The following is a 25,443-nucleotide window of genomic DNA, read 5'->3' on the forward strand; positions in this document are numbered from 1 at the left end:
GATTTTGATGAAAAGAATCGTTTTAGTAGCGATAGCCTTACTGATGAGCGCTTGCGCGAGCTATAAGATCACGCCTGAACATGTTGCATCCTATAATAATGGGATTCAAGTGATGACTTCCACGCAAGCCAAATCTAAAGTCCAGCTAGAAATCGCTCAAAGCAAATTGAAAGGCCTGAGCGAGTCCCCTTTGGTGCTGTATGTAGCGGCGCAAGTTTTAGAGGGAAATCCTGTGGTGTTTAGCCGTAAAGCCATTTCGGTATCTATCAACCAAACGAATTTGCCGGTCTTAAGCCTAAGACAGGTGATGAAATCCAGTTTTGATTTTGAGGGCATTTTACAAAGTTTTAATATTGCCGTGCCGACCACCCCTATTGATAATGTCAATATGATCACCCCGCCTATGTTTTATTACGGGCAAGGGGGATTTTTAGCTTATAATGGCATGATGTATGGGGGAATGGGCATGTATGGGCCAGGCTTTGGCATGATGATGATGGATGATGTAGAAGAGCAAGAAGTCATGCAAGAAAGCCGCCAAGCTTTAAAAATCCTAGCGATCAATTACCTTAAAAACAACACCCTTAATGTTGAAAGTAAGGCTAAGGGAGGGTTTGTGGTAGTGGATACCAAAAACCTTAAAACCCCGGGTGTGGTGGTGGTTAAAGTCTTTTTAGAAGATGAAATCCACACCTTTAAAATTGATATTTCTAAGATGTGATTATCCCCTTTAATAAAGCCTTTAGGTCAATCCACCTAAAGGTTTTTTCTTAATTTGGTTAAAAACCATTAAACTTACTCCATTGTTTAGATTTTATCCCACTAGTGCAAAAAACTCTGTCCTTTAGGGTGCAAAAGTGCATAGCCGTTAGGCTATATTCAAAGCTAAAAGAGGTTAAAATCCTCTTTTATAGGGTAGGAAATATTCATGCAGACCTTAAAGAGCCTTTCGTGTTAGCGTTCAATGGAATTGCTTAATTAGGAAGCCCCTTTCTTTAGAAAGGAGCACTTTCACGGCAAAAGGGGAGAAAAGCGGGGAGAAAAGCCCAACAAAAAACCCCCTTTTTTGCGTTTATTTTTGAGAAGCTAAAAAATCCTGGATATTTTCTTTGGTTTTTTCTACTAAGGTTTTCAAGCTGTCGCTATACGCCCATGCGATATGGGGGGTTAAAAGCAATTTATTTTGGATCTTTGGGTTCAAAAACGCATGATCTTTTTCAAAAGGCTCTTTCACAAACACATCGCTTGCGTAATACAAATCTTTGGTTTCTAAAATTCCAGCCAGATCCTTTTCATTCACAATGCCCCCACGCCCCACATTGATTAAAATCGCCCCATCTTTTAGGCTTTGCAATTCTTTTAGAGCGATTAAATCGCGCGTGCTTTCATTTAGGGGGGCATGAATGCTGATAATATCGCTTGTTGTGAGCAGATCTTTTAAACTCAAGCGCTCATACTCTTCTTTTTTGTCTTTAGGGGAATAATACACCACCCTTGCCCCAAAAGCTTGAGCGAGCTTGGCGACTCTTTTACCGATAGTCCCTAAACCAATAACCCCCCATTGACTCCCTTTAATAAGCCCCATTTTAATATCGCTAATGTGCGTAAAAATATCGCTTTGACTATATTCCCCGCTTTTGCAATAACGATCGTAATCATTAATCCTCCCTAGCAAAGACAACGCGCACGCTAAAGTGTGCTGGGCTACGGATTCTGTAGAATAAGCGCTCACATTTTTGACTTCTATGCCTAAAGCTTTTGCGCTTTTTATATCCACATTATCCATGCCTGTAGCGGTGATACAAATGAGTTTGAGTTTAGGCAATTGGCTTAAAATTTCTTGAGTGATAACGACTTTATTCAGCACCACAATCTCAGCGTCTTTGCAGCGCTCAACCACCTGATTAGGCGAAGTGATCTCATAAAAATCAAAATCCGCCACTTCTTTTAAAACTTCTAGCGCTTTTAACCCCACGCTTTTAGCGTCTAAGACCACGCCTTTTTTGAATGTTTTCATCTCTATACTCCTAGATTTAATTTTAAAGTTATATAATTAAACCACAAAATCCTTTTTTAAAAGAAACTAAACATGCCAAAACCCAAGAAAAACACCCTCCCTTGTAGCCTTTCTGTCAAAATGTCTTATTTCATGCGTTTTCTCATTAAATGGCGCACCCGCTCTTTAAGCCATAAAATGATGACTCTCATTCAAATCTTAAGCATTCTGGCTTTAGCGAGCAAGGCCAGTGAAGATTTAGAAGAGCAACTCAAAAAAATCAAAGATTACATTTATAAAACCCTAAACGCTAAAATCGCATCGGATGTGTATGACCGGGTGCTTATTTTAGTGAATGAATATTGCGCTAATGAAGAATTGTTTGATAAAGAGAGCGTTAAAATTTCAGATTTACTCATTCAAGACATTCAGCTTTACGCTTTAGTGGATGAAATGCTTAAAGAAGATAAATACCAAGTCCAGCACACCATTTTAAAGGGCATCATCAAGCGCAAATACGATGAAGCCTACTCGCTCAATAGCGAAGACAGGATTCTTTTAGAATACCAAGAACGCTTGCTAGAACCCTCATACGCGTCTTTTTCAAATAAAAAATTCAAATGATTTGAAAGCGTTACCCCACTTTTTAGGTTTTTATTGAAAAAGGGCTTTAAAATGAGCTAAAATGAGCGTTTCATTTGAAAAACAAAGGGATTGAATGGCTTTTAAGGTGGTGCAAATTTGTGGGGGGCTTGGGAATCAAATGTTCCAATACGCTTTCGCTAAAAGTTTGCAAAAACACCTTAATACGCCTGTGCTATTAGATATCACTTCTTTTGATTGGAGCGATAGGAAAATGCAATTAGAACTTTTCCCTATTGATTTGCCCTATGCGAGCGAAAAAGAAATCGCTATGGCTAAAATGCAACACCTCCCCAAGCTAGTAAGAGAGGTGCTCAAACGCATGGGGTTTGACAGGGTGAGCCAAGAAATCGTGTTTGAATACGAGCCTGAATTGTTAAAACCAAGCCGCTTGACTTACTTTTTTGGCTATTTCCAAGATCCACGATATTTTGACGCTATATCCCCTTTAATCAAGCAAACCTTCACCCTACCCCCCCCGAAAATAATAAAACTAATAAAAAAAAGAGGAAGAATACCACCGCAAACTTGCTTTGATTTTAGCCGCTAAAAACAGCGTGTTTGTGCATATAAGAAGAGGGGATTATGTAGGGATTGGCTGTCAGCTTGGTATTGACTATCAAAAAAAGGCGCTTGAGTATATGGCAAAGCGCGTGCCAAACATGGAGCTTTTTGTGTTTTGCGAAGACTTAACATTCACGCAAAATCTTGATCTGGGCTACCCTTTTATGGACATGACCACTAGGGATAAAGAAGAAGAGGCGTATTGGGACATGCTGCTCATGCAATCGTGTCAGCATGGCATTATCGCTAACAGCACTTATAGCTGGTGGGCGGCTTATTTGATAAACAATCCAGAAAAAATCATTATTGGCCCTAAACACTGGCTTTTTGGGCATGAAAATATCCTTTGTAAGGAATGGGTGAAGATAGAATCCCATTTTGAGGTGAAATCCCAAAAGTATAACGCTTAAAGCGGCTTAAAAAAGGGGCTTTACTGGTGGTTTAAATCTTTAATTTTAGATTTGATTTCTTTATAGCGAGCGTCTAATTCTAATTTTCTGTTCATGGATATTTTGATAAATTCGCTTTCTTTTTCTATGCCGATAAATTCCCTCTTCAAAAGATTGGCCGCAATGCCTGTGGTGGAGCTCCCGCTAAAAGGATCGCCAATGAGAGAATTTTCATCGCTCGCCATTAAAAGCAAGCGCACCAACAGCGCGAGGGGTTTTTGAGTGGGGTGCTTGCCATTAACTTTTTCCCAAGGCGCGATCGCTGGGAAGCTCCACACATCGCGCATTTGTTTATCATTATTGATCTTTTTTAAAACCTCATAGTTAAAAACATGCTTGTGTTTGTGGCTTTTTCTCGCCCAAATGATTTGCTCAGCTGAATGCGTCAAATAACGGCAGCTGAAATTGGGAGGAGGGTTGGTTTTTTGCCAAGTGATGAGGTTTAAAATCTTAAAATCCAATTTTTGTAAAATGCGCCCCAAAGAAAAGATGTTGTGGTAAGTCCCGCTGATTAAAAGGCTTCCTGTATTTTTTAAAGCCTTTTTGGCGTTGTTTATCCATTGGTAATTGAATGCATCAATATCGTTAATCCCATTTTCTTTATCCCAATCGCCTTTATTGACGCTCACAATTTTACCGCTCTGTATGCTTAAGCCGTCATTAGAAAGGAAATAAGGCGGATCAGCAAAAATCAAATCAAAAGCATTTTCAAATTGGGGCAAAACCTCATTGCAATCCCCTTGATAAAGGGTGAAAAGCTCGTCTGCACTTTTAAAAATGGGGCAAGAAGGATAAGGCACTCCCATTTTTTATTCTGCTTTAATGCCTTTATCTTTAATGTGTTTTTGCATTGCTTCATCATCAAGCACTTCATCAAAAAAATCCTCCATATCCACTGCCGTATCAAGTCCTTTTTCAATTTGTTCGTTAATTTTTTCCATAAAAGGCTTAAAATCCTTCGAACTTCGTTCTACAAGCATGTTAAGTGTGGGTATATCAACCTCCCTTTCTTTAGCTGGCAACAAGATTTTGGAGTTTGAAATTTCAGATTCCAGCTTGATAACCCCTATACCAAAGCTTTGGTTGAGCCGCCTTAATTCGCCCAAAACCTTATCTTTAATCTCTTCAAAAACCACCAAATACCCTTCATTAGCCCAAGTAGAATTGCTCACCGCTTGGAAATAGCTTTCTTTCAGATTGGAAAAATTAATCCTAATTTTAAGCTCAAAGGAAAAAAGCTTGTGTCTTTTTTGACCGGTATGGCGTAAAAACTCCAAAGTTTCTTTTTTATATTCATTATAGGGAAAATACACGCCCACGATGTCAGGATAATTCCATTTGTTTTGCCCCCTTTTGCCTTTTTCACAAGGTTCATGGTAGATGGTTTTGCATAGGAGCCTGAAATTTGGATCTTCATCAAGGAATTTCACAAGCAGTGGGTGCAAATTCTTTTCTTTCTCTTCATAAGGAGAGGTTTTTTTGTTTTTCAGCTGTGCCTGAACACTCGCTCTGTTCATCATCTTCTTCTTTGGAATCTGGGGTTTCTTGTGGTGGAAATTCTCTTTCACGAGATTTTGGCCAATAGTAATGGGTTCCTTTTTCTTTGCGTGCAACATAAAATTGCTTCTCGTCGTTAGGAATATCGTGTTCACCAAGCTGACTTCCAAGACTATGAGAAAGTATTTTTCCGTCGTTGCGTTCTTTATCCAATCCCATTTCACAAGCTTTCTCAAAAATTTCTTTAACGCTCAAAGGCTTCCCTGCTTGTTCTAAAACTTTTTTACCTAATTCTTTATAAGTCATGTTCTTTCTTTTTTATGGTTGTAGTGGAAACGATTATACTCAAAATGTTTGAAAATACCGCAGTGGATTGATAGGGTTTAGGCTGGGTGTCTCTCTTCACCCAACCTAAATTTTGTATTTGTAAAATCTGTAAAAGGAGTGTCGTAAAAGGAATGCTTAGAAACTATGGTGTCTCGTTAATACATTCTAAACAAAAAGTTTTTAAAGGCAAAAAGGCTGGCGGACAGGGAGGGATTCGAACCCTCGGTAACCTTGACGGCTACGCATCCTTAGCAGGGATGTGGTTTCAGCCAACTCACCCACCTGTCCTTCAAAAAGTAGAAGAATTATAGTAAAAATAAGTTAAAATAAACCTTAAACTTTAATGGTTTCTAAACAAAACTAAGGGCTTTTATGTTACAATCTTAAATTATGGATTAATAAAATTTAAAGGATAACACCATGCAATACGCGCTATTATTTCCAGGGCAAGGCTCGCAATGTATAGGAATGGGAAAATCGTTCTATGAGAGCCACACCCTAGCTAAAGAATTGTTTGAAAGGGCTTCTAACGCGCTTAAAGTGGATATGAAAAAAACGCTTTTTGAAGAAAATGAGCTTTTAAAAGAGAGCGCTTACACCCAACCTGCCATTTATTTAGTGAGCTATATCGCTTACCAACTACTCAACAAGCAAGCAAATGGGGGGTTAAAACCCGTTTTCGCTTTAGGGCATTCGCTCGGCGAAGTGAGCGCGGTGTCTTTGAGCGGGGCGTTAGATTTTGAAAAAGCCCTTAAACTCACGCACCAAAGAGGCAAAATGATGCAAGAAGCGTGCGCGAATAAAGACGCTTCCATGATGGTCGTTTTGGGCGTTTCTGAAGAGAGTCTTTTGAGCTTGTGTCAAAGAACCAAAAACGTGTGGTGCGCGAATTTCAATGGCGGCATGCAAGTGGTTTTAGCCGGGATTAAAGACGATTTGAAAGCCCTAGAGCCGACTTTAAAGGAAATGGGGGCTAAAAGGGTGGTTTTTTTAGAAATGAGCGTGGCGAGTCATTGCCCTTTTTTAGAGCCTATGATTTTTAAATTCCAGGAATTGCTAGAAAAAAGCCTGAAAGATAAATTCCATTTTGAAATCATCTCCAACGCGACTAATGAAGCGTATCATAACAAAGCAAAAGCCGTTGAATTATTGAGCTTGCAACTCACTCAGCCGGTGCGTTATCAAGACTGCGTGAAATCCAACAATGACCGAGTGGATGTCTTTTTTGAATTAGGCTGTGGGAGTGTGTTAAAAGGGCTTAACAAGCGATTGAGCAATAAGCCTACTATAAGCGTGGGGGATAATAAAGGGCTTGATGAAGCCATTGAATTTTTAGAAGAATACGTGTGATGGGGAGAAAATGGTGCAAAAAATTGGCATTTTGGGGGCGATGAGAGAAGAAATAACCCCTATACTAGAATTGTTTGGCGTGGGTTTTGAAGAGATCCCTTTAGGGGGGAATGTTTTCCACAAAGGCGTTTATAATGATAAGGAAATCATTGTCGCTTATAGCAAGATTGGCAAGGTGCATTCCACTTTAACCACGACGAGCATGATCTTAGCGTTTGGCGTTCAAAAGGTGCTTTTTAGCGGGGTGGCTGGAAGCTTAATTAAAGATCTAAAAATCAATGATTTGTTAGTGGCTCAAAAATTAGTCCAGCATGATGTGGATTTGAGCGCGTTTGATCACCCTTTAGGGTTCATCCCCGAAAGCGCGATTTTTATTGAAACGAGCGGAAGTTTAAACGCCCTAGCTAAAAAGATCGCTAATGAGCAACATATCGCGCTCAAAGAAGGCGTCATCGCATCAGGCGATCAGTTTGTGCATAGCAAAGAAAGGAAAGAGTTTTTAGTTAGCGAGTTTAAGGCGAGCGCGGTGGAAATGGAGGGGGCGAGCGTGGCGTTTGTGTGCCAAAAATTTGGCGTGCCATGCTGTGTGTTAAGGAGCATTAGCGATAACGCTGATGAAGAAGCCGGTATGAGCTTTGATGAATTTTTAGAAAAAAGCGCTCAAACTTCAGCGAAATTTTTAAAAAGCATGGTGGATGAGCTTTAGGGTTTGTTTTTATAGAGTTATGGAATGGAGTGGTGGAATGTAAAAAAGCTTTTTAGTATTTTTACATTTTGTGATGAATATTTAATAAAGCGGGGAAAAATTCCAATAATATAATTAGAATTTAAGCTATTTTTTAGTAAAATAGCAAAGGAATAGGTGTATCTTATCTTATGGACCTAGCTTTTGATTGAAAGCATGGGTTCTTATTTTATGGAGTGTCCAATGAAAAAGAAAGCTAACGAAGAAAAAGCCCCCAAGAGAGCTAAACAGGAAGCCAAAGCAGAAGCCACACAAGAAGTCAAAGCTAAAGAGAATAATAAAGAAAGCAATAAAGTTAAAGAAAGCAAACTTAAAGAAGCCAAAACCAAAGAAAGCAAAGTCAAAGAAGCTAAAGCGAAAGAACCCGTTCCTGTTAAAAAGCTTAGTTTTAATGAAGCGTTAGAAGAATTGTTCGCTAATTCCTTAAGCGATTGCGTTTCTTATGAGTCTATCATTCAAATCAGTGCGAAAGTCCCCACTCTAGCCCAAGTCAAAAAAATCAAAGAGTTGTGCCAAAAATACCAAAAGAAATTGGTCAGCTCTTCAGAATACGCTAAAAAACTCAATGCGATTGACAAGATTAAAAAAACTGAAGAAAAGCAAAAAGTTTTAGATGAAGAATTAGAAGATGGCTATGACTTTTTGAAAGAAAAGGATTTTTTAGAGTGGAGCAGAAGCGATAGCCCGGTGCGCATGTATTTGCGTGAAATGGGGGATATAAAACTTTTAAGCAAAGATGAAGAGATTGAATTGAGCAAGCAAATCCGCTTGGGTGAAGACATTATTTTAGATGCGATTTGCTCGGTGCCGTATTTGATTGATTTTATCTATGCGTATAAAGACGCTTTAATCAATCGTGAAAGAAGGGTTAAAGAGCTTTTTAGGAGCTTTGATGATGACGATGAAAATAGCGTGAACGATTCTAAAAAAGATGACGACGGCGAAGAAGATGAAGAAAACGAAGAAAGGAAAAAAGTCGTTTCTGAAAAAGACAAGAAGCGTGTAGAAAAGGTTCAAGAAAGCTTTAAAGCCCTAGACAAGGCTAAAAAAGAATGGCTTAAAGCCCTTGAAGCCCCCATAGATGAAAAAGAAGACGAATTGGTGCGTTCATTGACCCTAGCTTACAAACGCCAAACGCTCAAAGACAGACTCTATGACTTAGAGCCTACCAGCAAACTGATTAATGAATTAGTCAGAACGATGGAGACCACTTTAAAAAGCGGCGATGGGTTTGAAAAAGAGTTGAAACGCTTGGAATACAAATTGCCCTTATTCAATGACACTCTCATCGCTAACCATAAAAAAATCCTTGCCAATATCACTAACATGACTAAAGAAGATATTGTCGCTCAAGTGCCAGAAGCGACCATGGTGAGCGTGTATATGGATCTCAAAAAACTCTTTTTGACTAAAGAAGCGAGCGAAGAGGGCTTTGATTTAGCCCCCAACAAGCTAAAAGAAATTTTAGAGCAAATCAAAAGAGGGAAATTGATTTCCGATCGCGCTAAAAACAAAATGGCTAAATCCAATTTAAGGTTGGTGGTGAGCATCGCTAAACGATTCACGAGCAGAGGCTTACCCTTCTTGGATTTGATTCAAGAGGGCAATATCGGCTTGATGAAAGCAGTGGATAAGTTTGAGCATGAAAAGGGCTTCAAGTTTTCTACCTATGCGACCTGGTGGGTCAAGCAAGCTATCAGCAGAGCCATAGCCGATCAAGCCCGCACTATCCGCATCCCCATTCACATGATTGACACCATCAATCGCATCAATAAAGTCATGCGCAAACACATTCAAGAAAACGGCAAGGAGCCTGATTTGGAAGTGGTGGCTGAAGAAGTGGGGCTTTCGTTAGATAAAGTGAAGAATGTGATTAAGGTTACTAAAGAGCCTATCAGTTTGGAAACCCCAGTCGGCAATGATGATGACGGCAAATTTGGGGATTTCGTGGAAGATAAAAATATCGTTAGCTCCATTGATCACATCATGCGCGAAGATTTGAAAGCGCAAATTGAAAGCGTTTTGGATCAGTTGAATGAGCGAGAAAAAGCGGTGATCCGCATGCGTTTTGGGCTTTTAGACGATGAAAGCGATCGAACTTTAGAAGAAATCGGCAAGGAATTGAATGTTACTAGAGAAAGGGTGCGCCAGATTGAAAGCTCTGCGATCAAAAAATTGAGAAGCCCGCAATACGGGCGCATTTTAAGAAACTATTTGCGCATTTGATATTAAGGTTCTCTAAAGCATGCGTTATTTTCTTGTAGTTTTCTTGTTTTTGTTTGTGGGTTGCATGCAAAAGGATTTCACGCTCAAAGATTTATCCTTGCCCCAAGAGGCTTCAAGCTATCTTGCAAGCTCTCAAAATAGCAGTCATAATAACCAAAGCATTGACCCCCAAGCGTTAAGAGAAAACCTAAAAGAGAGCTATCTCAAAGCGTGGTATTCCCCATGGCTAGATGCGAAAATCAAAAGCAATAAAAAAGAAGTGTTTTGGATTCTCAAAGAGATGAATAAATCCACCGGTTATGGCGAAGATCTAAAACCCAACGCAAAAGCTTTCAATGATAAGCTTATTAAAAGCATGGATATTGAGCGTTACCCGAGCACTAAGATTAAGGCTGTTGTGGTGCGAGATAGCGATGTAAGGGCTGTGCCTACTAACAAACCTTATTATCTTTCTCCAAAAGGCTACCCTTTTGACAGGTATCAAAATTCCTTGATTTTTCAAGGCACGCCGGTTTTAATCACGCATTTTAATCTAGATAAAACTTATGCCCACATTCAGAGCAGTTTTGTTTATGGTTGGATCAAAGTTAGCGATTTAGCTTACATGCACGATAAAGACATAGAGCTTTTAACCAAGCTTAAAAACTATGTCATGCCTATAAAAGATAAAATCCCCCTTTATACAGACTATGGGGATTTTTACACCAATGCTAGGGTGGGCGAATTGTTCGCTCTCATCCCCCAAAGTCAAAACGCATCTCAAAAACCCCAAAAAAAGGAATTGAAAGCCTATGGTTTTTTGAGGGACGCTAAGGGTTATGCAGCTTTACAAAGCGTGATCTTAGATGAAAAGGATTTTTTTGTTTTCCCTAAGGCTTTTAACAGCGAGAACATGGCGTATTTTATAGACACCATGCTAGGGCAAAAATACGGCTGGGGGGGGCTATTAGGTAACAGGGATTGCTCGGCTTTCACTAGGGATAGTTTTGCTAATTTTGGCATTTTGCTCCCCAGAAATTCCTACGCGCAAAGCCGTTACGCGAACAATTATGTGGATTTAAGCTCTATGAAAGCCAAAGAAAAAGAAGACTATATCCTTAAAAACGCCACGCCTTTTGGAACGCTCATTTATTTAAAAGGGCATATCATGCTCTATTTAGGCGCACACAACCATCAAGCGATAGTCGCTCACAGCATTTGGTCGGTGCAAACCCAAAAGCATTTTAAAACCTTGAGCCATAAAATAGGAGGCGTGGTGATCACTTCGTTATGGCTAGCTGAAGAACACAATGGGGCGTTTTCTAAAAAGAAATTATTGATTGATAGGGTGCTTGGAATGAGCGATTTGAAAGATTTTGTCAATAAAACTTCAAGCCCTTTGAATGCGAATTGATTTTCTTGTACTATGATTACGATTTATCAATTTAAAACATTTGGAGAAAGACAATGAGTATGGAATTTGATGCTGTTATTATTGGAGGTGGGGTTTCAGGGTGCGCGACCTTTTATACTTTGAGCGAATACAGCTCTTTAAAACGCGTGGCTATCGTGGAAAAATGCTCTAAATTAGCTCAAATCAGCTCTAGCGCTAAGGCTAATTCACAAACCATTCATGATGGCTCTATTGAAACGAATTACACTCCCGAAAAAGCTAAAAAAGTGCGTTTGAGCGCTTATAAGACCAGACAATACGCGCTCAATAAAGGCTTGCAAAATGAAGTGATCTTTGAAACCCAGAAAATGGCTATAGGCGTGGGCGATGAAGAATGCGAGTTCATGAAAAAACGCTACGAATCCTTTAAAGAAATCTTTGTGGGGTTGGAAGAATTTGACAAGCAAAAGATTAAAGAATTAGAGCCTAATGTGATTTTAGGGGCTAATGGCATAGACAGGCATGAAAATATTGTCGGGCATGGTTATCAAAAAGATTGGAGCACCATGAATTTTGCGAAGTTGAGTGAAAACTTCGTTGAAGAAGCCCTAAAATTAAAGCCTAACAACCAGGTGTTTTTGAATTTCAAAGTGAAAAAGATTGAAAAACGCAACGACACTTACGCCGTAATTTCAGAAGACGCTGAAGAAGTGTATGCTAAATTCGTGCTGGTCAATGCCGGCTCTTACGCTTTGCCTTTGGCTCAGAGCATGGGCTATGGCCTGGATTTAGGGTGCTTGCCTGTGGCGGGCAGCTTTTATTTTGTGCCGGATTTATTAAGGGGTAAGGTTTATACCGTTCAAAACCCCAAACTCCCTTTTGCAGCCGTGCATGGCGACCCTGATGCGGTCATTAAAGGAAAAACACGAATCGGGCCTACCGCTTTAACGATGCCTAAATTAGAGCGCAACAAATGCTGGCTCAAGGGCATTAGCTTGGAATTGTTGAAAATGGATTTGAATAAAGATGTGTTTAAGATCGCGTTTGATTTGATGAGCGATAAAGAAATCCGTAATTATGTGTTTAAAAACATGGTTTTTGAATTGCCTATTATCGGTAAAAGGAAATTTTTAAAAGACGCTCAAAAAATCATCCCCTCTCTTAGCCTAGAAGATTTAGAATACGCTCATGGTTTTGGCGAAGTGCGCCCGCAAGTTTTAGACAGAACCAAGCGAAAGCTGGAATTAGGCGAAAAAAAGATTTGTACCCATAAAGGCATCACTTTCAACATGACCCCCTCTCCAGGCGCGACGAGCTGCTTGCAAAACGCCCTTGTGGATTCCCAAGAAATCGCTGCGTATTTGGGCGAGAGCTTTGAATTAGAACGCTTTTATAAAGATTTATCCCCAGAAGAATTGGAAAATTAAAAACGCATGCAAAAAGAACAAGAAGCCCGAGAAATCGCTAAAAAAGCCGTTCAAATCGTGTTTTTTTTAGGGATTGTGGTGGTGCTTTTGATGATAATAAACCTTTACATGCTCATCAATCAAATCAACGCGAGCGCTAAAATGAGCCAACAAATCAAAAAGATAGAAGAAAGGCTTAATCAAGGGCAAAAATAAAGACTTTGGCTTATTAAGCATGAGTAACAAAATTAAAAAAAGCTTAAAGGCATTTTTTAAAATAAATACAATAAAAGAGCTTGCGAAAAGCAAGTGATAGCCTCCTTAAAAGAGCTTGCGAAAAGCAAGTGATAGCCTCCTTAAAAGCAGTCTTTTTGGGGTTAGGGGGTTTTTAGTTGGGGGTTGTAGGGGAGGGTTATTGTAAAATACCCCCCTATTCTTTTAAGAAAATGCGTTTTACTTAAAAAATGAGTTTGACCATAAAATTAAAAGCAATCAAACAAATTTTTTAAAAAACCTATTTTCAAACTTTAAACTTTCCTTAAATTCAGCAATATTTAAGCTTATTTCCTTATAATGAGTGCTTTAATTTTATCAAAGGATTCTCATGACAAAGACCGCTAAAGTCAATGACATCGTTCGTGATTGGGTCGTTTTAGACGCTAAAGACAAAGTTTTTGGCCGCTTGATCACTGAAATCGCTGTGCTTTTAAGAGGCAAACACCGCCCTTTTTACACCCCTAATGTGGATTGTGGGGATTTTGTGGTGGTTATCAACGCTAATAAGGTTAAATTTTCAGGCATGAAATTAGAGGATAAAGAGTATTTTACCCATTCAGGCTATTTTGGTAGCACTAAGAGCAAGACTCTCCAAGAAATGCTAGAAAAAACCCCTGAAAAGCTCTACCACTTAGCCGTTAGGGGCATGCTCCCTAAAACGAAATTAGGGAAAGCGATGATTAAAAAACTCAAAGTTTATCGCGATGATAAGCACCCTCACACCGCACAAACTAGCAAAAAGGACGCTAAATGAGAAAAATCTATGCTACCGGTAAAAGAAAAACCGCTATCGCTAAAGTGTGGCTCACTCCGGGTAAAGGCGAATTGAGTATCAATGAGCAGAGCCTGAATCAATGGTTAGGCGGGCATGAAGCCATTAAAATGAAAGTCATGCAGCCCTTACTTTTAACCAAACAAGAGCAATCTGTGGATATTAAAGCGGTGGTTTTTGGTGGGGGCTACTCAGCGCAAGCGGAAGCCTTAAGGCATGGCATTTCTAAAGCCTTGAACGCTCATGATATTGCTTTTAGAGCCATTTTAAAACCTAAAGGCTTGCTCACTAGGGATTCAAGGGTGGTTGAACGCAAAAAATATGGTAAAAGAAAGGCCAGAAGAAGCCCGCAGTTCTCCAAAAGATAATTTTTATTTCTTTAGCTCTTCTTTGGGGGAGCTTTGGCTCTCTTTCATTTTCTGCTTTTTTTCTCTCTTGTTTTATTAAAATTTCAAAATTAATTAGTGTATAATAATCGTTCTCTATCAATAGTTTTAAAAGGGCAAAGGGAATGAAATCTACAAGAATTGGTTCTAAAATTGTCATGATGGTGTGTGCGGTTGTTATTGTCATTAGCGCTGTTATGGGCGTTATTATCAGCTACAAGGTTGAAAGCGTGTTGCAAAGCCAAGCCACAGAATTGTTGCAAAAAAAGGCTCAGTTAGTCAGTTTTAAAATTCAAGGTATTATGAAGCGTATTTTTATGGGTGCTAACACCCTTGAAAAATTCTTAAGCGATGAAAATAACGCTATCAACGACACCCTAAAAAAGCACATGCTCTCTGAGTTTTTGCTGGCAAACCCTCATGTGTTATTGATTAGCGCGATTTATACGAATAATAATGAACGAATTATCACTGCAATGAACATGGATTCAAAAATCGCCTACCCTAACACCACGCTCAATGAAAACATGATTAATCAAATCCATTCGCTCAAAAGTATAACCCGTTCAGATCCCTATTATAAAGAGGTTAATGGCGATAAAATCTATGGCATGGATATTACCCTCCCCCTAACGGGTAAAAATCAAAATGTGATAGGCGCGCTGAACCTCTTTTTAAACATTGACGCTTTTTATACCGATGTAATAGGCAAGAAAAAGAGCAACACCTTTTTAATGGGGAAAGACGGCAGGATTTTAATCAACCCTAATCGTGAGATTCAAGATAAGATTTTAAGCACTATCAATCCGGACAAACGAGTCGCTAAAGCTGTGGAGTATTACAATCAAAACGAAGCGGGCACTTTGAGCTACCATTCATTGAGCGGGAATACAGAAACCTTTTTAGCCATACAGCCCTTTGATTTTTTTGAAGAAAAAGGGAATAACGGCAATCATTGGCGTTGGGCAATCGGAAAATATGTCAATAAATCTTTAGTCTTTAAAGAAGCGACAAACACCAAATTCATTATTATCACCACTTTGATTTTAGGCGTGCTGGTGTTAGCCCTTTTAGTCTTTATCATCATTTCCAGTCTCATAACCAAACGCATCAGTAGGGTCAATAACACCCTAAATGATTTTTTCAACCTGCTCAATAACCCCAAAAATAACCATGCCATAAGCCTAACGCCCCCAAGCGCTTATGATGAAATCGGGCAGATGCAAGCTTCCATTAATGAAAATATCCTTAAAACCCAAGAAAACATTCAAGCCGATAATAAAGCCCTTCAAAACAGCATTGAAGTGGCTAATTTTGTAGAAAGTGGGGATTTCACGCAAGAAATCGCATGCGTGCCTAAAAATAAAGATTTGCAAGCTTTAAGAAACACGATTAATAGCATTATCCAGTATTTCCGCAACCAAATTGGCGCCAATATTGAAGCCCTAAATAACGCCCTAGAGCATTATAAAAACCTGGATTTCACCCACCACATCCAAAACCCCAAAGCCAACATGGAAAAAGCGCTCAACACTTTAGGGCAAGAAATTTCTAGCATGCTTAAAGCTTCTTTAGGGTTTGCGAACGCGCTCAATCATGAATCCAAAGATTTAAAAACTTGCGTGGATAACTTGACTAAAACCGCCCACAAGCAAGAAAGAAGCCTGAAAAACACCACCCAATCCTTAGAAGAAATCACTAATATTATCACAACAATTGATTCTAAAAGCCAAGAGATGATCTCTCAAGGTGAAGACATTAAAAGCGTGGTGGATATGATTAGAGATATTGCCGATCAAACGAATTTATTAGCCCTAAACGCCGCTATTGAAGCCGCAAGGGCCGGTGAGCATGGCAGAGGCTTTGCGGTGGTGGCTGATGAAGTGAGGAAGCTCGCTGAAAGGACGCAAAAATCGCTCAGCGAGATTGAAGCCAATATCAATATTTTAGTTCAAAGCATTGCCGATAACGCTGAGTCTATTAAAATGCAAAACAAGGGCGTAGAAAACATCCACAACTCCATTAACGCCTTGCAACAAGATGTGCAGGATAATTTGACTATCGCTAATTATTCTTTACAAGTCAGCACTAAAATTGATAGGATCTCCCAAGATATTTTAGAAGACGTGAGCAAGAAGAAATTTTAATTTCTGCTTTTAATTTTGAGCATCTAAAATATAAAACCGCCTAAAGCAAGGGGCTTTCGCCCTAACGAACGCTAATGCGAAAGACTCTTTAAGGTCTGCATGGGCATTTCTTACCCTAAAAAGACTAGAGGTATTTTGTTAGCTTGAATATAGCCTAAGCGCTTACATCTTGCACCCTAAAGGACGGAGTTTTTTGCACTAGTTTGATGATAAAAAGCTTTGATTGGATTTTAAAAAGCGTTTTTAGGGGAGTTAGTTGGGGGTTAAAAGGGGTTTTCATCGCAAAATACCCCTACCACCTTAAAAGAATCATTTTTACTATAAAAACATTCCTTAAAGTTTTAGCTATCACTCTTTGATATTCTTGGAGTTAATCTCAATTCCCCATATCGCCCATATCCCCCATGTCTCCCATGTCGCCACCCATATCATCGTTCATATCCCCCATATCGCCCATGTCATCGTTGCTATTACCCATGTCATCGTTCATGTCGTTCGCGTTGCTCATGTCATCGCCCATGTCGTTGCCGTTGCTCATGTCGTCATTAGTGTTACCCATATCATCGTTGCCGTTGTTCATGTTGCTCGCATCATCAGTGTTACCGGTATCAGTATTGCCGGTGTCCGTGTTGCCGGTATCGGTATTATTCATATCGCCGGTATTGTTCATGCCGCCAGCATCTTTATCATCAGTGGGGGTGTCAGTGGCGCTGGTATCGTTTGTGGCATTAGTATCAGTGTGAGTATCGTCGGTGTGAGTGTCATCGGTGTTAGTGGTGCTGTTAGGGTTTATGAGCGCGTTACCCCCTTGATCCTTGCTGTCATTTGCATGGGTGTTGCCCATGTTGTTGGTGGGCGTTTGTTGCGCAGGTTGTTGCATGGGGTTATTCATCGCATCATTCAAATCATCTCTATCATCGCCATCAATTTTCAAACTCCCGTCTAAATAATTCCCCACCACATCGCTGCTATGGCTTAATTGTTGCACGCTGTCTAGGGCTTTATCCACTTGAGCTTGTTGCTCGCTTGAAAGCCCTTTTTGATCTTTTAAGTCATTGTCTAGCTGGTTTAAATTATTGTCTAATTTATCCCTCACTTCCATAGCTTTATTGACAACTGAATCAATCTTACTAGGACTCGCCCCGTCTTGCTTCATTTCTTTGATTTGCCCCACTAAATGGTTAAGCTCTTTGGCTTGAGAAGTTATCGCATCCACGCTTTTAGTGGGCATGGCTTTAGTGTGGAAAAGCGAATTGTCTTTGAGCATGCGGCTGTTGTCTAAATTGACTAAAGCACTATTCAAGCGGTTGGTTTGAATGCCTTTGCTGAATTTGGGATCACGATAAAAGCTCATGAGATTAGCCTGTTGTAAGGATTTATCGTCCTTATCATCTCTGTCATCATCAGTAGGCGTATCAAGTTGATTAACAGAATCGTCATGGTCTAAAATCTCTTCTTGATCGATCGCATACATATAATTTTCTAACATCAAGTAATCTTGAACTTGCATCATGAAAAACATGTTAGGGTAGAATCCATACATGCCATCATAAAAGTCATAAAAATCATACATGCCCATGCCATACATTCCATACATTCCCATTCCATACATGCCATACATGCCATAATAAGGGCTATAGTAAGAGTTGTAATAGTTGTTGCTCCTATAATAAGGGCTTTGAGCCTTTTCATTCTCTTGTTGTTTTTTAAGATACGCCCCTACCACGCTCAAATCAGCGAGCATTTTTTGAGCCGTTTTTTGATCTTTTAAAGAAATGCCTAAGGGGATATAAATACCGGTGCGGTAACTATAAAAAGAATCCCTAGCGATGATTTTAAGGCAATATTTCAAATTCTTTTGCAATTTTAGGGCTTGCCTTAAATGCGCATGTGCTCTTAAATTCCCCAAGATGCCAGAGTTAAAACGCATTTTTTCCACTAGCGCGCTGAATTTTTTCGCATCGCCATTAGCCGCATTGATATAGTTTAAAGCCGTAGCTCCCCACTCTGTGGTGCTGCTTTTATAACCCCCAAAATTCACTATTTTTGGCGTTAATTCCCCTTTTAATTGCGAATCTTTTAAGTCAAACAACGCCCTATTCACGCTAATAGCGTTTAAACTGAGTATCATCATAAAAAGTATTTTTATAGCTTTCATTGATAACCTTAAAAAATATCTGTTGGAAGCATTATAGACTATTTTTAGAAATCAAAATGACTTTTAAAAAACAAGCCAAAGTAAAAAATAAAACCTTAAAACAAAAGGTACTGTTTTAAGCGCTTCTTTAGTTTTCAAAAAACCCTCTCTCTAAACAAAAACCTAACCCCCCAACACAACAAAACAAACACCGCAAAAAAAAAAGAAAAAAGAAACCAACAGAGAGAAAACCCTCTATTGATAAAGAAGAAAAAGGATTAGAAGTTGATCATGTAGTTGAAATAGATAGAGAAGTTCCTTTTATAGAACACATCCACCGATCCATCTACGCCCCTTTCTTTATAGAATTGGTTGGTAAATAAAGGCAATTTAAAGCCCACTTCAATCCCGCTGTGTTTAGAAAAATTGCTCCTAAAACCAAATTCAACAGGCATTTGGAAATAGCTCGTGTTCATGCTCGCTGAACAGCCTGCCGTGTTGTTGCAAATTTGCATTTGAGATTTTAAGTGGCTCTCTCCTTGGACGATAAACGAATCCCCTCCTAACCCAAAGCCTAAGAACAACCCTGCTGTGTTATAACCCTCTTTACTTTCATAGAAGTTATAGAGTGCATCAAAGCCCACGCCATAAGTGAAGTCATTCACTTGAGACGCGCCTTCCATGATTCCAAGCTGGCTCCCCACAAAGCTTAAATTCGCATGGTTATAGCTGTAGTATCCATAAGACCTAAAGCCAAAGCGTTTGGTTTTGCCAAAGAACCACTTATACCCTGCCATCGCATCTACCCCATACATTTGCCCGTAATTATTGGTGTTGATCACGCTTGGCGTGTAGGTTGCTTGGGCTTGAGCGACAGCGGTTTGAATGTTTTTATGCACATTCATGAAAGCGTCTTTTTGAGCCATTAGATTGCTTTTTAGTGCGTTTAAGAAATTGATAGTATCTGTTGTTGTCGTTGCGCTATCACTAGCAACTGCAAGCGTAACGGCTTGCGTTTTTTGCGTATCAGCTGCACTAAGATCGGCCAAAGCCATATCCACTTGATTGATAGCTTTATCTAACGCGCCCACAACCGCATTAGAGCCGTTTGTCAATTGCCCGATCGTCGCACTAGAAGAATTTAAATAGCCTTTTAAAGTGTTTTGAGCGCTTTCTAATGCGCTAAATGCGCTGTTTAGCCCTTGAGCGTTAGGAATCACACTGCCTAAACTAGGATTACCGCTTAAAAGAGTGCTGATCGTTGCGGTTTGTTGAGACATGGTTTCTACCCCACTTAAAGTGGTGTTCATGCCACTCACGCTCACGCTCTTAAGATTATTAACCATAGTGGTATCTTTGGTTAGCTGGCTTGCCACGGAACTCCCACTAGCGCTTGGTGTGCCGCTTGAACTTGGTGTGCCATTTGAAGCCGTGTGTTGGTCTTTATCGCCACTGCCACTTGTTTCATCTTTTTTAGCTGGTGGGGTTGATGGGGTTGATGGTGTCTGATCTTTTAGCGCTGTTTCTAAAGTGCTTTGATCTTTAGTGAGCTGATTTTCATCATTTTTTAAAGTTGTTTCAGCGGTTTGTTCTGTTGCTTGATCGGCTTTAAAAGTGGTTTCATCAAAATCTTTAGTGCTAGCATCAGCTTGAACTTTAGCTACATCTGTTTTTAAAGTTTTTTCATCGTTTTGAACGGCTGTGTTATCGGTTTCTACTTTTTGAGCCGCACCAGCTACAGTAGTGTCAGCGCTTGTTGTATAAGCTTCATCAGTTGTGGCGGTTGTGTTGTCAGTAGAAGCGGTGTTTTGGGCTTGAGTTTGGGCTTGTTGTTGCGTTGGTGAATCGCTTGTTAATTTACTATCCTTATCCTTTTCAGCATAATTACCAAAAACATGCGATGGTTTTTGCAATGCTGCGTAGGTTTGTAAATCGGTAGCGTTCATGCTCCCTAAAAGCACGCCACTAGCCGCCAAAGAGACAAAGCCTAATTTTTTGAATGACTTTTTCATAACTTCTTTCTTATTTTTTCATCCAGCTTGCGCTTGGATTGACTTTAGTGTCCGGTTTGGGAACGCTTTGCGTTTCTTGGGCTGGAGCTACTTGATTACTGCCAAACATTGAAGTGTCTATCGGGGTGTTATTGTTAGCGCCTGGGGTGCGGGTGGTGTTTTGGTTTTCTAAATTAGAATATTGAAACCCCCCTCCTAAAAACGCGCCGCTTTTTTCTGCCATGGACACACTAAAGGCTAACGCCATACCTAAAAAAACCTTTTTCATTTAAAACTCCTTAATGTAAGAAATCCTAAGAATTTCTTTTTTTATTGCATTCTTTTATTGCATTCATGCTATGGCGCAAAAATATAGGGAGCTATCAAAATTTGAGAGTTGTCCTTGAATACATTCGCTTCTACAGAATACAATTCGCTCTTACAAAATATTGAGCTTTGGAGTTATACCACAAAAAAGTGAATTTTTTGTTAAGAATGGGTTAAATAAATCGTTTTATTTTTTAAAAATGTATTTATATATATAAAGAATTTAAAATTATATTTAACTAGATTTTATTGAAGCTCTTGCGCTGTTTTTGTGGGGCGAAAATTTAGAGCTTTTAGGGTTTTTGGTCGTAATGGGTGGCTATCGTGATAAGGCTATAATAATATCAATTAAAAATGCTTGAGTGTTTTATCGCTTTTGTCGTATCGTTTGATGGTAAAATCCTATTCAAACTGGCTTTGAGCATGAGCGATTAAAGGGTTAATCACTTCATCTAAATTCCCTGAAAGCATGATTTCTTCTAAACTATACAGAGTTAAATTGATTCGGTGTTCGCTCAAGCGGTTTTGCGGGTAATTATAGGTGCGGATTCTTTCGCTCCTGTCCCCACTACCCACTTGCTCCTTTCGGTCTTTGGCGTTAGCGAGCTGTTGCTCTTCAATTTGTTTTTCATAAAGGCGTGCTTTTAGGATTTTTAGGGCTTTATCCTTGTTTTTATGCTGGGATTTTTCATCTTGCATGCTCACGCTGATATTGGTGGGGAGATGCGTGATGCGCACCGCGGAGTCTGTGGTATTGACGCATTGCCCCCCATGCCCGCCAGCGCGAAACACTTCAATCTTTAAATCGCTAGGGTTGAGGGTAACTTCTACATCATCCACTTCAGGCATGATCGCTACTGTGATAGCCGAAGTGTGGATGCGCCCTTGAGATTCTGTCTCGGGGACTCTTTGGACTCGATGCGTGCCTGCTTCAAATTTGAGCCTTGAATACACGCCCTTACCCTTAATCAAAGCGATGATTTCTTTATAGCCCCCTATGTTGTTCTCGCTAGAGCTTACTATCTCTACTTTCCATTTTTTCAAATCCGCATAACGGCAATACGCCTTAAACAAATCCCCTACAAAAATGCCCGCTTCATCGCCCCCTGTGCCGGCCCTTAACTCTAAATAGATGTTTTTATCGTCGTTAGGGTCTTTGGGGATAAGGAGTTGCTTAATGGCAGTTTCTAGATCGCTTTTTTGGATTTCTAAAATTTTTAACTCTTCTTTAGCCAGTTCGCTCAATTCCTTGTCTTCTAAAAGCTCTTTATTTTCTTTGATATTCTCTAAAACGCTCAAATACTCTTTACTCGCTATGGAGATTTCTTCAATGGAGCTTTGCTCTTTGCTCAATTCGGTGAGTTTTTTAATATCGCTAATTACTTCAGTGCTGGAAAGCAACGCTGTGAGTTCGTCGTATCGTTTGAGAATGGAAGAAAGCTTTTCAGCTAGAATAGACATGCAAGACTACCTATAAAAAGATGTGAATAAAAGATGCAACAATCTAAAAAACGCAAAACTTAAAAAGAAGCCCAATAATAAAAACCCGTTACTGAGCTAAAGAAGTCAAAAACGCCCCAAAACTAAGCGAGAGCGATTTTTTTCACTGAAGCGTTAAGCCTTGAGACTTTCCTAGAAGCGGTGTTTTTCTTTAAAATCCCTTTGCTGACAAATTTATGCAACTCTTTATTAGCGATTTTCAAACGCTCTTGAGCTTTTGTTACATCATTGATGGCGACCGCTTCACGCACGGCTTTAATGATATTTTTAATTTTAGTTTTATAGAACCTGTTGCGTTCGGTTCTTTTAATGGTCTGTCTGATTCGCTTTTCTGCGGACTTATGATTTGCCATAGCCTTGTTTTAATCCCTTTGTAATGTAAAATTTGGCATAATTCTATCTAAAAATTGATTAAAAATAGTTTAAAAGGTATTTTATAACGATGAAAATTTTTGGGACTGATGGCGTGAGGGGTAAAGCAGGGGTGAAACTCACCCCCATGTTTGTGATGCGTTTGGGCGTTGCTGCCGGATTGTATTTTAAAAAACATTCTCAAACGAATAAAATTTTAATCGGTAAAGACACCAGAAAAAGCGGCTATATGGTAGAAAACGCTTTAGTGAGCGCTTTAACTTCCATAGGCTATAATGTGATTCAAATAGGGCCTATGCCCACCCCTGCGATTGCGTTTTTAACCGAAGACATGCGCTGTGATGCGGGCATTATGATAAGCGCAAGCCACAACCCTTTTGAAGACAATGGCATTAAGTTTTTCAATTCTTATGGCTATAAGCTTAAAGAAGAAGAAGAAAAAGCGATTGAAGAAATCTTTCATGATGAAGGATTACTGCATTCTAGTTATAAAGTGGGCGAGAGCGTCGGTAGCGCTAAAAGGATAGATGATGTCATAGGGCGCTATATCGTGCATTTAAAACACTCTTTCCCCAAACATTTGAATTTACAGAGTTTAAGGATCGTGCTAGATACCGCTAATGGTGCGGCTTATAAGGTGGCTCCGGTCGTTTTTAGCGAGCTTGGGGCTGATGTGTTGGTGATTAATGATGAGCCTAATGGGTGTAACATTAATGAACAATGCGGGGCTTTACACCCCAACCAATTGAGCCAGGAAGTGAAAAAATACCGCGCGGATTTGGGCTTTGCTTTTGATGGCGATGCGGATAGGCTAGTGGTGGTGGATAATTTAGGGAATATCGTGCATGGGGATAAGCTTTTAGGGGTGTTAGGGGTTTATCAAAAATCTAAAAACGCCCTTTCTTCTCAAGCGATTGTCGCCACAAACATGAGCAATTTAGCCCTTAAAGAATACTTAAAATCCCAAGATTTAGAATTGAAGCATTGCGCGATTGGGGATAAGTTTGTGAGCGAATGCATGCGATTGAACAAAGCCAATTTTGGAGGCGAGCAAAGCGGGCATATCATTTTTAGCGATTACGCTAAAACAGGCGATGGCTTGGTGTGCGCTTTGCAAGTGAGCGCGTTAGTGTTAGAAAGCAAGCAAGTAAGCTCTGTTGCACTAAACCCCTTTGAATTATACCCCCAAAGCCTAATAAATTTGAATATCCAAAAAAAGCTTCCTTTAGAAAGCCTGAAAGGTTATAGCGCTCTTTTAAAAGAATTAGACAAGCTAGAGATCCGCCATTTGATCCGCTATAGCGGCACTGAAAACAAATTACGAATCCTTTTAGAAGCTAAAGATGAAAAACTTTTAGAATCCAAAATGCAAGAATTAAAAGAGTTTTTTGAAGGGCATTTGTGCTAAAAACCACCCAAAAAAGCTTGTTGGTTTTTATAGGGGTTTTTTTTCTTATTTTTGGCGCGGATCAAGCGATTAAATACGCTATTTTAGAGGGGTTTCGCTATGAAAGTTTGATCATAGATATTGTTTTAGTGTTCAATAAAGGCGTGGCGTTTTCCTTGCTCAGTTTTTTAGAGGGGGTTTGAAATACTTGCAAATCCTTTTGATTTTAGGGCTTTTTATCTTTTTAATGCGCCAAAAGGAGCTTTTTAAAAACCATGCGATAGAGTTTGGCATGGTGTTTGGCGCTGGGGTTTCTAATGTTTTAGACCGGTTTGTGCATGGGGGCGTGGTGGATTATGTGTATTACCATTATGGCTTTGATTTTGCCATTTTTAATTTCGCTGATGTCATGATAGATGTGGGCGTGGGCGTTTTATTGTTAAGACAATTCTTTTTTAAGCAAAAACAAAACAAAATTAAGGCATAATTACCCTTTTTAAAATAAAAGGTCGCGTAGCTCAGTTGGTAGAGCACTACCTTGACATGGTAGTGGCCGCTGGTTCAAGTCCAGTCGTGGCCACCATTATTGCTCCAATATTACTCCAATCCTAATTCTCATTAATTCTTGTTTTTTGTGGGTTTTTGATCTTTGTCAAATGATTCTAAAGGGTATTAAATGCACTTACAAGTAACGCTTTTATGGCACTTCAAAACTATAACACTAATTCATTTTAAATAATAATTAGTTAATGAACGCTTCTGTTAATCTTAGTAAATCAAAACATTGCTACAATTACTCCAACCTTGATTTCGTTATGTCTTCAAGGAAAAACACTTTAAGAATAGGAGAATGAGATGAAACTCACCCCAAAAGAGTTAGACAAGTTGATGCTCCACTACGCTGGAGAATTGGCTAGGAAACGCAAAGAAAAAGGCATTAAGCTTAACTATGTGGAAGCAGTGGCTTTGATTAGTGCCCATATTATGGAAGAAGCGAGAGCTGGTAAAAAGACTGCGGCTGAATTGATGCAAGAAGGACGCACTCTTTTAAAACCGGATGATGTGATGGATGGCGTGGCAAGCATGATCCATGAAGTGGGTATTGAAGCGATGTTTCCTGATGGGACCAAACTCGTAACCGTGCATACCCCTATTGAGGCTAATGGTAAATTAGTTCCTGGTGAGTTGTTCTTAAAAAATGAAGACATCACTATCAACGAAGGCAAAAAAGCCGTTAGCGTGAAAGTTAAAAATGTTGGCGACAGACCGGTTCAAATCGGTTCACACTTCCATTTCTTTGAAGTGAATAGATGCCTAGACTTTGACAGAGAAAAAACTTTCGGCAAACGCTTAGACATTGCGAGCGGGACAGCGGTAAGGTTTGAGCCTGGCGAAGAAAAATCCGTAGAATTGATTGACATTGGCGGTAACAGAAGAATCTTTGGATTTAACGCATTGGTTGATAGGCAAGCCGATAACGAAAGCAAAAAAATTGCTTTACACAGAGCTAAAGAGCGTGGTTTTCATGGCACTAAAAGCGATGACAACTATGTAAAAACAATTAAGGAGTAAGA

22 protein-coding genes, 2 tRNA genes and 4 pseudogenes are annotated in these 25,443 nt (G+C 39.6%); 18 read left to right on the plus strand and 10 right to left on the minus strand.

Going from position 1 to position 25,443, the window contains the following annotated elements; translation table 11 throughout:
• Positions 1–7: 7 nt before the first annotated feature.
• A complete protein-coding gene (locus tag D2C78_00570) occupies positions 8–721 on the plus strand; it encodes a hypothetical protein (protein ID QEF35791.1) in 714 nt (237 codons plus the stop codon).
• 351 nt (positions 722–1,072) lie between these two features.
• Here the strand turns inward: D2C78_00570 and D2C78_00575 are convergent, their stop codons facing one another.
• Positions 1,073–2,017, minus strand: a complete 945-nt coding sequence (locus tag D2C78_00575) for a D-2-hydroxyacid dehydrogenase (GenBank protein ID QEF34619.1) — start codon at positions 2,015–2,017, stop codon at positions 1,073–1,075.
• Between the two features lie 72 nt (positions 2,018–2,089).
• Here D2C78_00575 and D2C78_00580 point away from each other — a divergent pair, with 72 nt between their 5' ends.
• The 3 genes from D2C78_00580 to D2C78_00590 all read left to right on the plus strand — a co-directional run bounded on the left by D2C78_00580 (position 2,090) and on the right by D2C78_00590 (position 3,612).
• Entirely contained in the window at positions 2,090–2,620 is a 531-nt protein-coding gene (locus D2C78_00580; GenBank protein ID QEF34620.1) for a hypothetical protein, read from the plus strand.
• Positions 2,621–2,714: 94 nt separating this feature from the next.
• Positions 2,715–3,188, plus strand: coding sequence for an alpha-1,2-fucosyltransferase (locus tag D2C78_00585; protein ID QEF34621.1), 474 nt, complete (start codon positions 2,715–2,717; stop codon positions 3,186–3,188).
• Positions 3,172–3,612: an alpha-1,2-fucosyltransferase gene (locus D2C78_00590; protein QEF34622.1), complete on the plus strand. Its 441-nt coding sequence runs from the start codon at positions 3,172–3,174 to the stop codon at positions 3,610–3,612. The genes D2C78_00585 and D2C78_00590 overlap by 17 nt, the downstream gene beginning before the upstream one ends.
• A gap of 20 nt (positions 3,613–3,632) precedes the next feature.
• Here the strand turns inward: D2C78_00590 and D2C78_00595 are convergent, their stop codons facing one another.
• The 3 genes and pseudogenes from D2C78_00595 to D2C78_00605 form a co-directional block, all read right to left on the minus strand.
• Positions 3,633–4,457: a site-specific DNA-methyltransferase gene (locus tag D2C78_00595; protein QEF34623.1), complete on the minus strand. Its 825-nt coding sequence runs from the start codon at positions 4,455–4,457 to the stop codon at positions 3,633–3,635.
• Positions 4,458–4,460: 3 nt separating this feature from the next.
• Positions 4,461–5,454, minus strand: a pseudogene (locus D2C78_00600) (hypothetical protein).
• A gap of 217 nt (positions 5,455–5,671) precedes the next feature.
• Positions 5,672–5,763, minus strand: a tRNA-Ser gene (locus D2C78_00605).
• A gap of 132 nt (positions 5,764–5,895) precedes the next feature.
• On the opposite strand from D2C78_00605, the gene fabD reads away from it, so the two are divergent.
• From fabD to D2C78_00635, 6 genes are all read left to right on the plus strand, one after another.
• Positions 5,896–6,825: a [acyl-carrier-protein] S-malonyltransferase gene (fabD, locus tag D2C78_00610; protein QEF34624.1), complete on the plus strand. Its 930-nt coding sequence runs from the start codon at positions 5,896–5,898 to the stop codon at positions 6,823–6,825.
• A gap of 10 nt (positions 6,826–6,835) precedes the next feature.
• Positions 6,836–7,531 carry a 5'-methylthioadenosine/adenosylhomocysteine nucleosidase gene (locus tag D2C78_00615; protein ID QEF34625.1) on the plus strand — a complete coding sequence of 232 codons (696 nt, stop codon included), beginning with the start codon at positions 6,836–6,838 and terminating at the stop codon, positions 7,529–7,531.
• A 222-nt stretch (positions 7,532–7,753) separates the two neighbouring features.
• Positions 7,754–9,796 carry an RNA polymerase sigma factor RpoD gene (gene rpoD, locus D2C78_00620; protein ID QEF34626.1) on the plus strand — a complete coding sequence of 681 codons (2,043 nt, stop codon included), beginning with the start codon at positions 7,754–7,756 and terminating at the stop codon, positions 9,794–9,796.
• A gap of 19 nt (positions 9,797–9,815) precedes the next feature.
• A complete protein-coding gene (locus D2C78_00625) occupies positions 9,816–11,189 on the plus strand; it encodes a hypothetical protein (protein ID QEF34627.1) in 1,374 nt (457 codons plus the stop codon).
• A 53-nt stretch (positions 11,190–11,242) separates the two neighbouring features.
• Positions 11,243–12,595 (plus strand): FAD-dependent oxidoreductase, encoded by a 1,353-nt coding sequence (locus D2C78_00630; protein ID QEF34628.1) that lies wholly within the window; start codon positions 11,243–11,245, stop codon positions 12,593–12,595.
• Positions 12,596–12,601: 6 nt separating this feature from the next.
• Complete coding sequence (locus D2C78_00635) at positions 12,602–12,790, plus strand: hypothetical protein (protein QEF34629.1); 189 nt, start codon at positions 12,602–12,604, stop codon at positions 12,788–12,790.
• Between the two features lie 13 nt (positions 12,791–12,803).
• Here D2C78_00635 and D2C78_00640 read toward each other — a convergent pair.
• Positions 12,804–13,008: pseudogene (locus D2C78_00640) on the minus strand (hypothetical protein).
• Positions 13,009–13,178: 170 nt separating this feature from the next.
• On the opposite strand from D2C78_00640, the gene rplM reads away from it, so the two are divergent.
• The 3 genes from rplM (at position 13,179) to D2C78_00655 (ending at position 16,155) form a co-directional block, all read left to right on the plus strand.
• Positions 13,179–13,604 (plus strand): 50S ribosomal protein L13, encoded by a 426-nt coding sequence (gene rplM / locus D2C78_00645; protein ID QEF34630.1) that lies wholly within the window; start codon positions 13,179–13,181, stop codon positions 13,602–13,604.
• Positions 13,601–13,990 carry a 30S ribosomal protein S9 gene (locus tag D2C78_00650; GenBank protein QEF34631.1) on the plus strand — a complete coding sequence of 130 codons (390 nt, stop codon included), beginning with the start codon at positions 13,601–13,603 and terminating at the stop codon, positions 13,988–13,990. The genes rplM and D2C78_00650 overlap by 4 nt, the downstream gene beginning before the upstream one ends.
• A gap of 143 nt (positions 13,991–14,133) precedes the next feature.
• The gene (locus D2C78_00655; protein QEF34632.1) at positions 14,134–16,155 is read left to right on the plus strand and encodes a methyl-accepting chemotaxis protein; all 2,022 of its coding nucleotides are present in this window, start codon (positions 14,134–14,136) and stop codon (positions 16,153–16,155) included.
• 376 nt (positions 16,156–16,531) lie between these two features.
• Here the strand turns inward: D2C78_00655 and D2C78_00660 are convergent, their stop codons facing one another.
• From D2C78_00660 to D2C78_00670, 3 genes are all read right to left on the minus strand, one after another.
• Positions 16,532–18,313: a dentin sialophosphopreproprotein gene (locus D2C78_00660; GenBank protein QEF34633.1), complete on the minus strand. Its 1,782-nt coding sequence runs from the start codon at positions 18,311–18,313 to the stop codon at positions 16,532–16,534.
• 257 nt (positions 18,314–18,570) lie between these two features.
• Entirely contained in the window at positions 18,571–20,304 is a 1,734-nt protein-coding gene (locus tag D2C78_00665; protein QEF34634.1) for an outer membrane beta-barrel protein, read from the minus strand.
• Positions 20,305–20,314: 10 nt separating this feature from the next.
• Entirely contained in the window at positions 20,315–20,572 is a 258-nt protein-coding gene (locus tag D2C78_00670) for a hypothetical protein (GenBank protein QEF34635.1), read from the minus strand.
• A gap of 70 nt (positions 20,573–20,642) precedes the next feature.
• Here D2C78_00670 and D2C78_00675 point away from each other — a divergent pair.
• A pseudogene (locus D2C78_00675) lies at positions 20,643–20,828 on the plus strand (hypothetical protein).
• A gap of 184 nt (positions 20,829–21,012) precedes the next feature.
• Here D2C78_00675 and prfA read toward each other — a convergent pair.
• Together prfA and D2C78_00685 are read right to left on the minus strand one after the other, a co-directional pair.
• Complete coding sequence (gene prfA, locus D2C78_00680; GenBank protein ID QEF34636.1) at positions 21,013–22,071, minus strand: peptide chain release factor 1; 1,059 nt, start codon at positions 22,069–22,071, stop codon at positions 21,013–21,015.
• A 122-nt stretch (positions 22,072–22,193) separates the two neighbouring features.
• On the minus strand, positions 22,194–22,463 hold the full coding sequence (locus tag D2C78_00685; protein QEF34637.1) for a 30S ribosomal protein S20: 270 nt from the start codon (positions 22,461–22,463) through the stop codon (positions 22,194–22,196).
• Positions 22,464–22,552: 89 nt separating this feature from the next.
• Between D2C78_00685 and D2C78_00690 the strand changes: the two genes are divergently transcribed.
• The 4 genes and pseudogenes from D2C78_00690 to D2C78_00705 all read left to right on the plus strand — a co-directional run bounded on the left by D2C78_00690 (position 22,553) and on the right by D2C78_00705 (position 25,441).
• Entirely contained in the window at positions 22,553–23,890 is a 1,338-nt protein-coding gene (locus D2C78_00690) for a phosphoglucosamine mutase (GenBank protein QEF34638.1), read from the plus strand.
• Positions 23,884–24,356: pseudogene (locus tag D2C78_00695) on the plus strand (lipoprotein signal peptidase). Before D2C78_00690 ends, D2C78_00695 begins: the two are co-directional and overlap by 7 nt.
• A gap of 20 nt (positions 24,357–24,376) precedes the next feature.
• Positions 24,377–24,452 (plus strand) — tRNA-Val (locus tag D2C78_00700).
• 272 nt (positions 24,453–24,724) lie between these two features.
• Complete coding sequence (locus tag D2C78_00705; GenBank protein QEF34639.1) at positions 24,725–25,441, plus strand: urease subunit alpha; 717 nt, start codon at positions 24,725–24,727, stop codon at positions 25,439–25,441.
• Positions 25,442–25,443 lie beyond the last annotated feature (2 nt).

This window comes from Helicobacter pylori (genome assembly GCA_008032935.1).
Classification (GTDB): Bacteria; Campylobacterota; Campylobacteria; order Campylobacterales; family Helicobacteraceae; genus Helicobacter; species Helicobacter pylori_CX.

Excerpts from the sequence above, each read along its gene's own strand:
- D2C78_00665 (QEF34634.1), bottom strand. The coding sequence starts at position 20,304 with ATGAAAAAGTCATTCAAAAAATTAGGCTTTGTCTCTTTGGCGGCTAGT.
- D2C78_00660 (QEF34633.1), bottom strand. The coding sequence starts at position 18,313 with ATGAAAGCTATAAAAATACTTTTTATGATGATACTCAGTTTAAACGCT.
- D2C78_00690 (QEF34638.1), top strand. The coding sequence starts at position 22,553 with ATGAAAATTTTTGGGACTGATGGCGTGAGGGGTAAAGCAGGGGTGAAA.
- fabD (QEF34624.1), top strand. The coding sequence starts at position 5,896 with ATGCAATACGCGCTATTATTTCCAGGGCAAGGCTCGCAATGTATAGGA.
- prfA (QEF34636.1), bottom strand. The coding sequence starts at position 22,071 with ATGTCTATTCTAGCTGAAAAGCTTTCTTCCATTCTCAAACGATACGAC.
- D2C78_00705 (QEF34639.1), top strand. The coding sequence starts at position 24,725 with ATGAAACTCACCCCAAAAGAGTTAGACAAGTTGATGCTCCACTACGCT.
- D2C78_00625 (QEF34627.1), top strand. The coding sequence starts at position 9,816 with ATGCGTTATTTTCTTGTAGTTTTCTTGTTTTTGTTTGTGGGTTGCATG.
- D2C78_00570 (QEF35791.1), top strand. The coding sequence starts at position 8 with ATGAAAAGAATCGTTTTAGTAGCGATAGCCTTACTGATGAGCGCTTGC.
- D2C78_00575 (QEF34619.1), bottom strand. The coding sequence starts at position 2,017 with ATGAAAACATTCAAAAAAGGCGTGGTCTTAGACGCTAAAAGCGTGGGG.
- D2C78_00650 (QEF34631.1), top strand. The coding sequence starts at position 13,601 with ATGAGAAAAATCTATGCTACCGGTAAAAGAAAAACCGCTATCGCTAAA.
- D2C78_00670 (QEF34635.1), bottom strand. The coding sequence starts at position 20,572 with ATGAAAAAGGTTTTTTTAGGTATGGCGTTAGCCTTTAGTGTGTCCATG.
- D2C78_00595 (QEF34623.1), bottom strand. The coding sequence starts at position 4,457 with ATGGGAGTGCCTTATCCTTCTTGCCCCATTTTTAAAAGTGCAGACGAG.
- D2C78_00635 (QEF34629.1), top strand. The coding sequence starts at position 12,602 with ATGCAAAAAGAACAAGAAGCCCGAGAAATCGCTAAAAAAGCCGTTCAA.
- rpoD (QEF34626.1), top strand. The coding sequence starts at position 7,754 with ATGAAAAAGAAAGCTAACGAAGAAAAAGCCCCCAAGAGAGCTAAACAG.
- D2C78_00655 (QEF34632.1), top strand. The coding sequence starts at position 14,134 with ATGAAATCTACAAGAATTGGTTCTAAAATTGTCATGATGGTGTGTGCG.
- D2C78_00585 (QEF34621.1), top strand. The coding sequence starts at position 2,715 with ATGGCTTTTAAGGTGGTGCAAATTTGTGGGGGGCTTGGGAATCAAATG.
- D2C78_00580 (QEF34620.1), top strand. The coding sequence starts at position 2,090 with ATGCCAAAACCCAAGAAAAACACCCTCCCTTGTAGCCTTTCTGTCAAA.
- D2C78_00630 (QEF34628.1), top strand. The coding sequence starts at position 11,243 with ATGAGTATGGAATTTGATGCTGTTATTATTGGAGGTGGGGTTTCAGGG.
- D2C78_00685 (QEF34637.1), bottom strand. The coding sequence starts at position 22,463 with ATGGCAAATCATAAGTCCGCAGAAAAGCGAATCAGACAGACCATTAAA.
- D2C78_00615 (QEF34625.1), top strand. The coding sequence starts at position 6,836 with ATGGTGCAAAAAATTGGCATTTTGGGGGCGATGAGAGAAGAAATAACC.
- rplM (QEF34630.1), top strand. The coding sequence starts at position 13,179 with ATGACAAAGACCGCTAAAGTCAATGACATCGTTCGTGATTGGGTCGTT.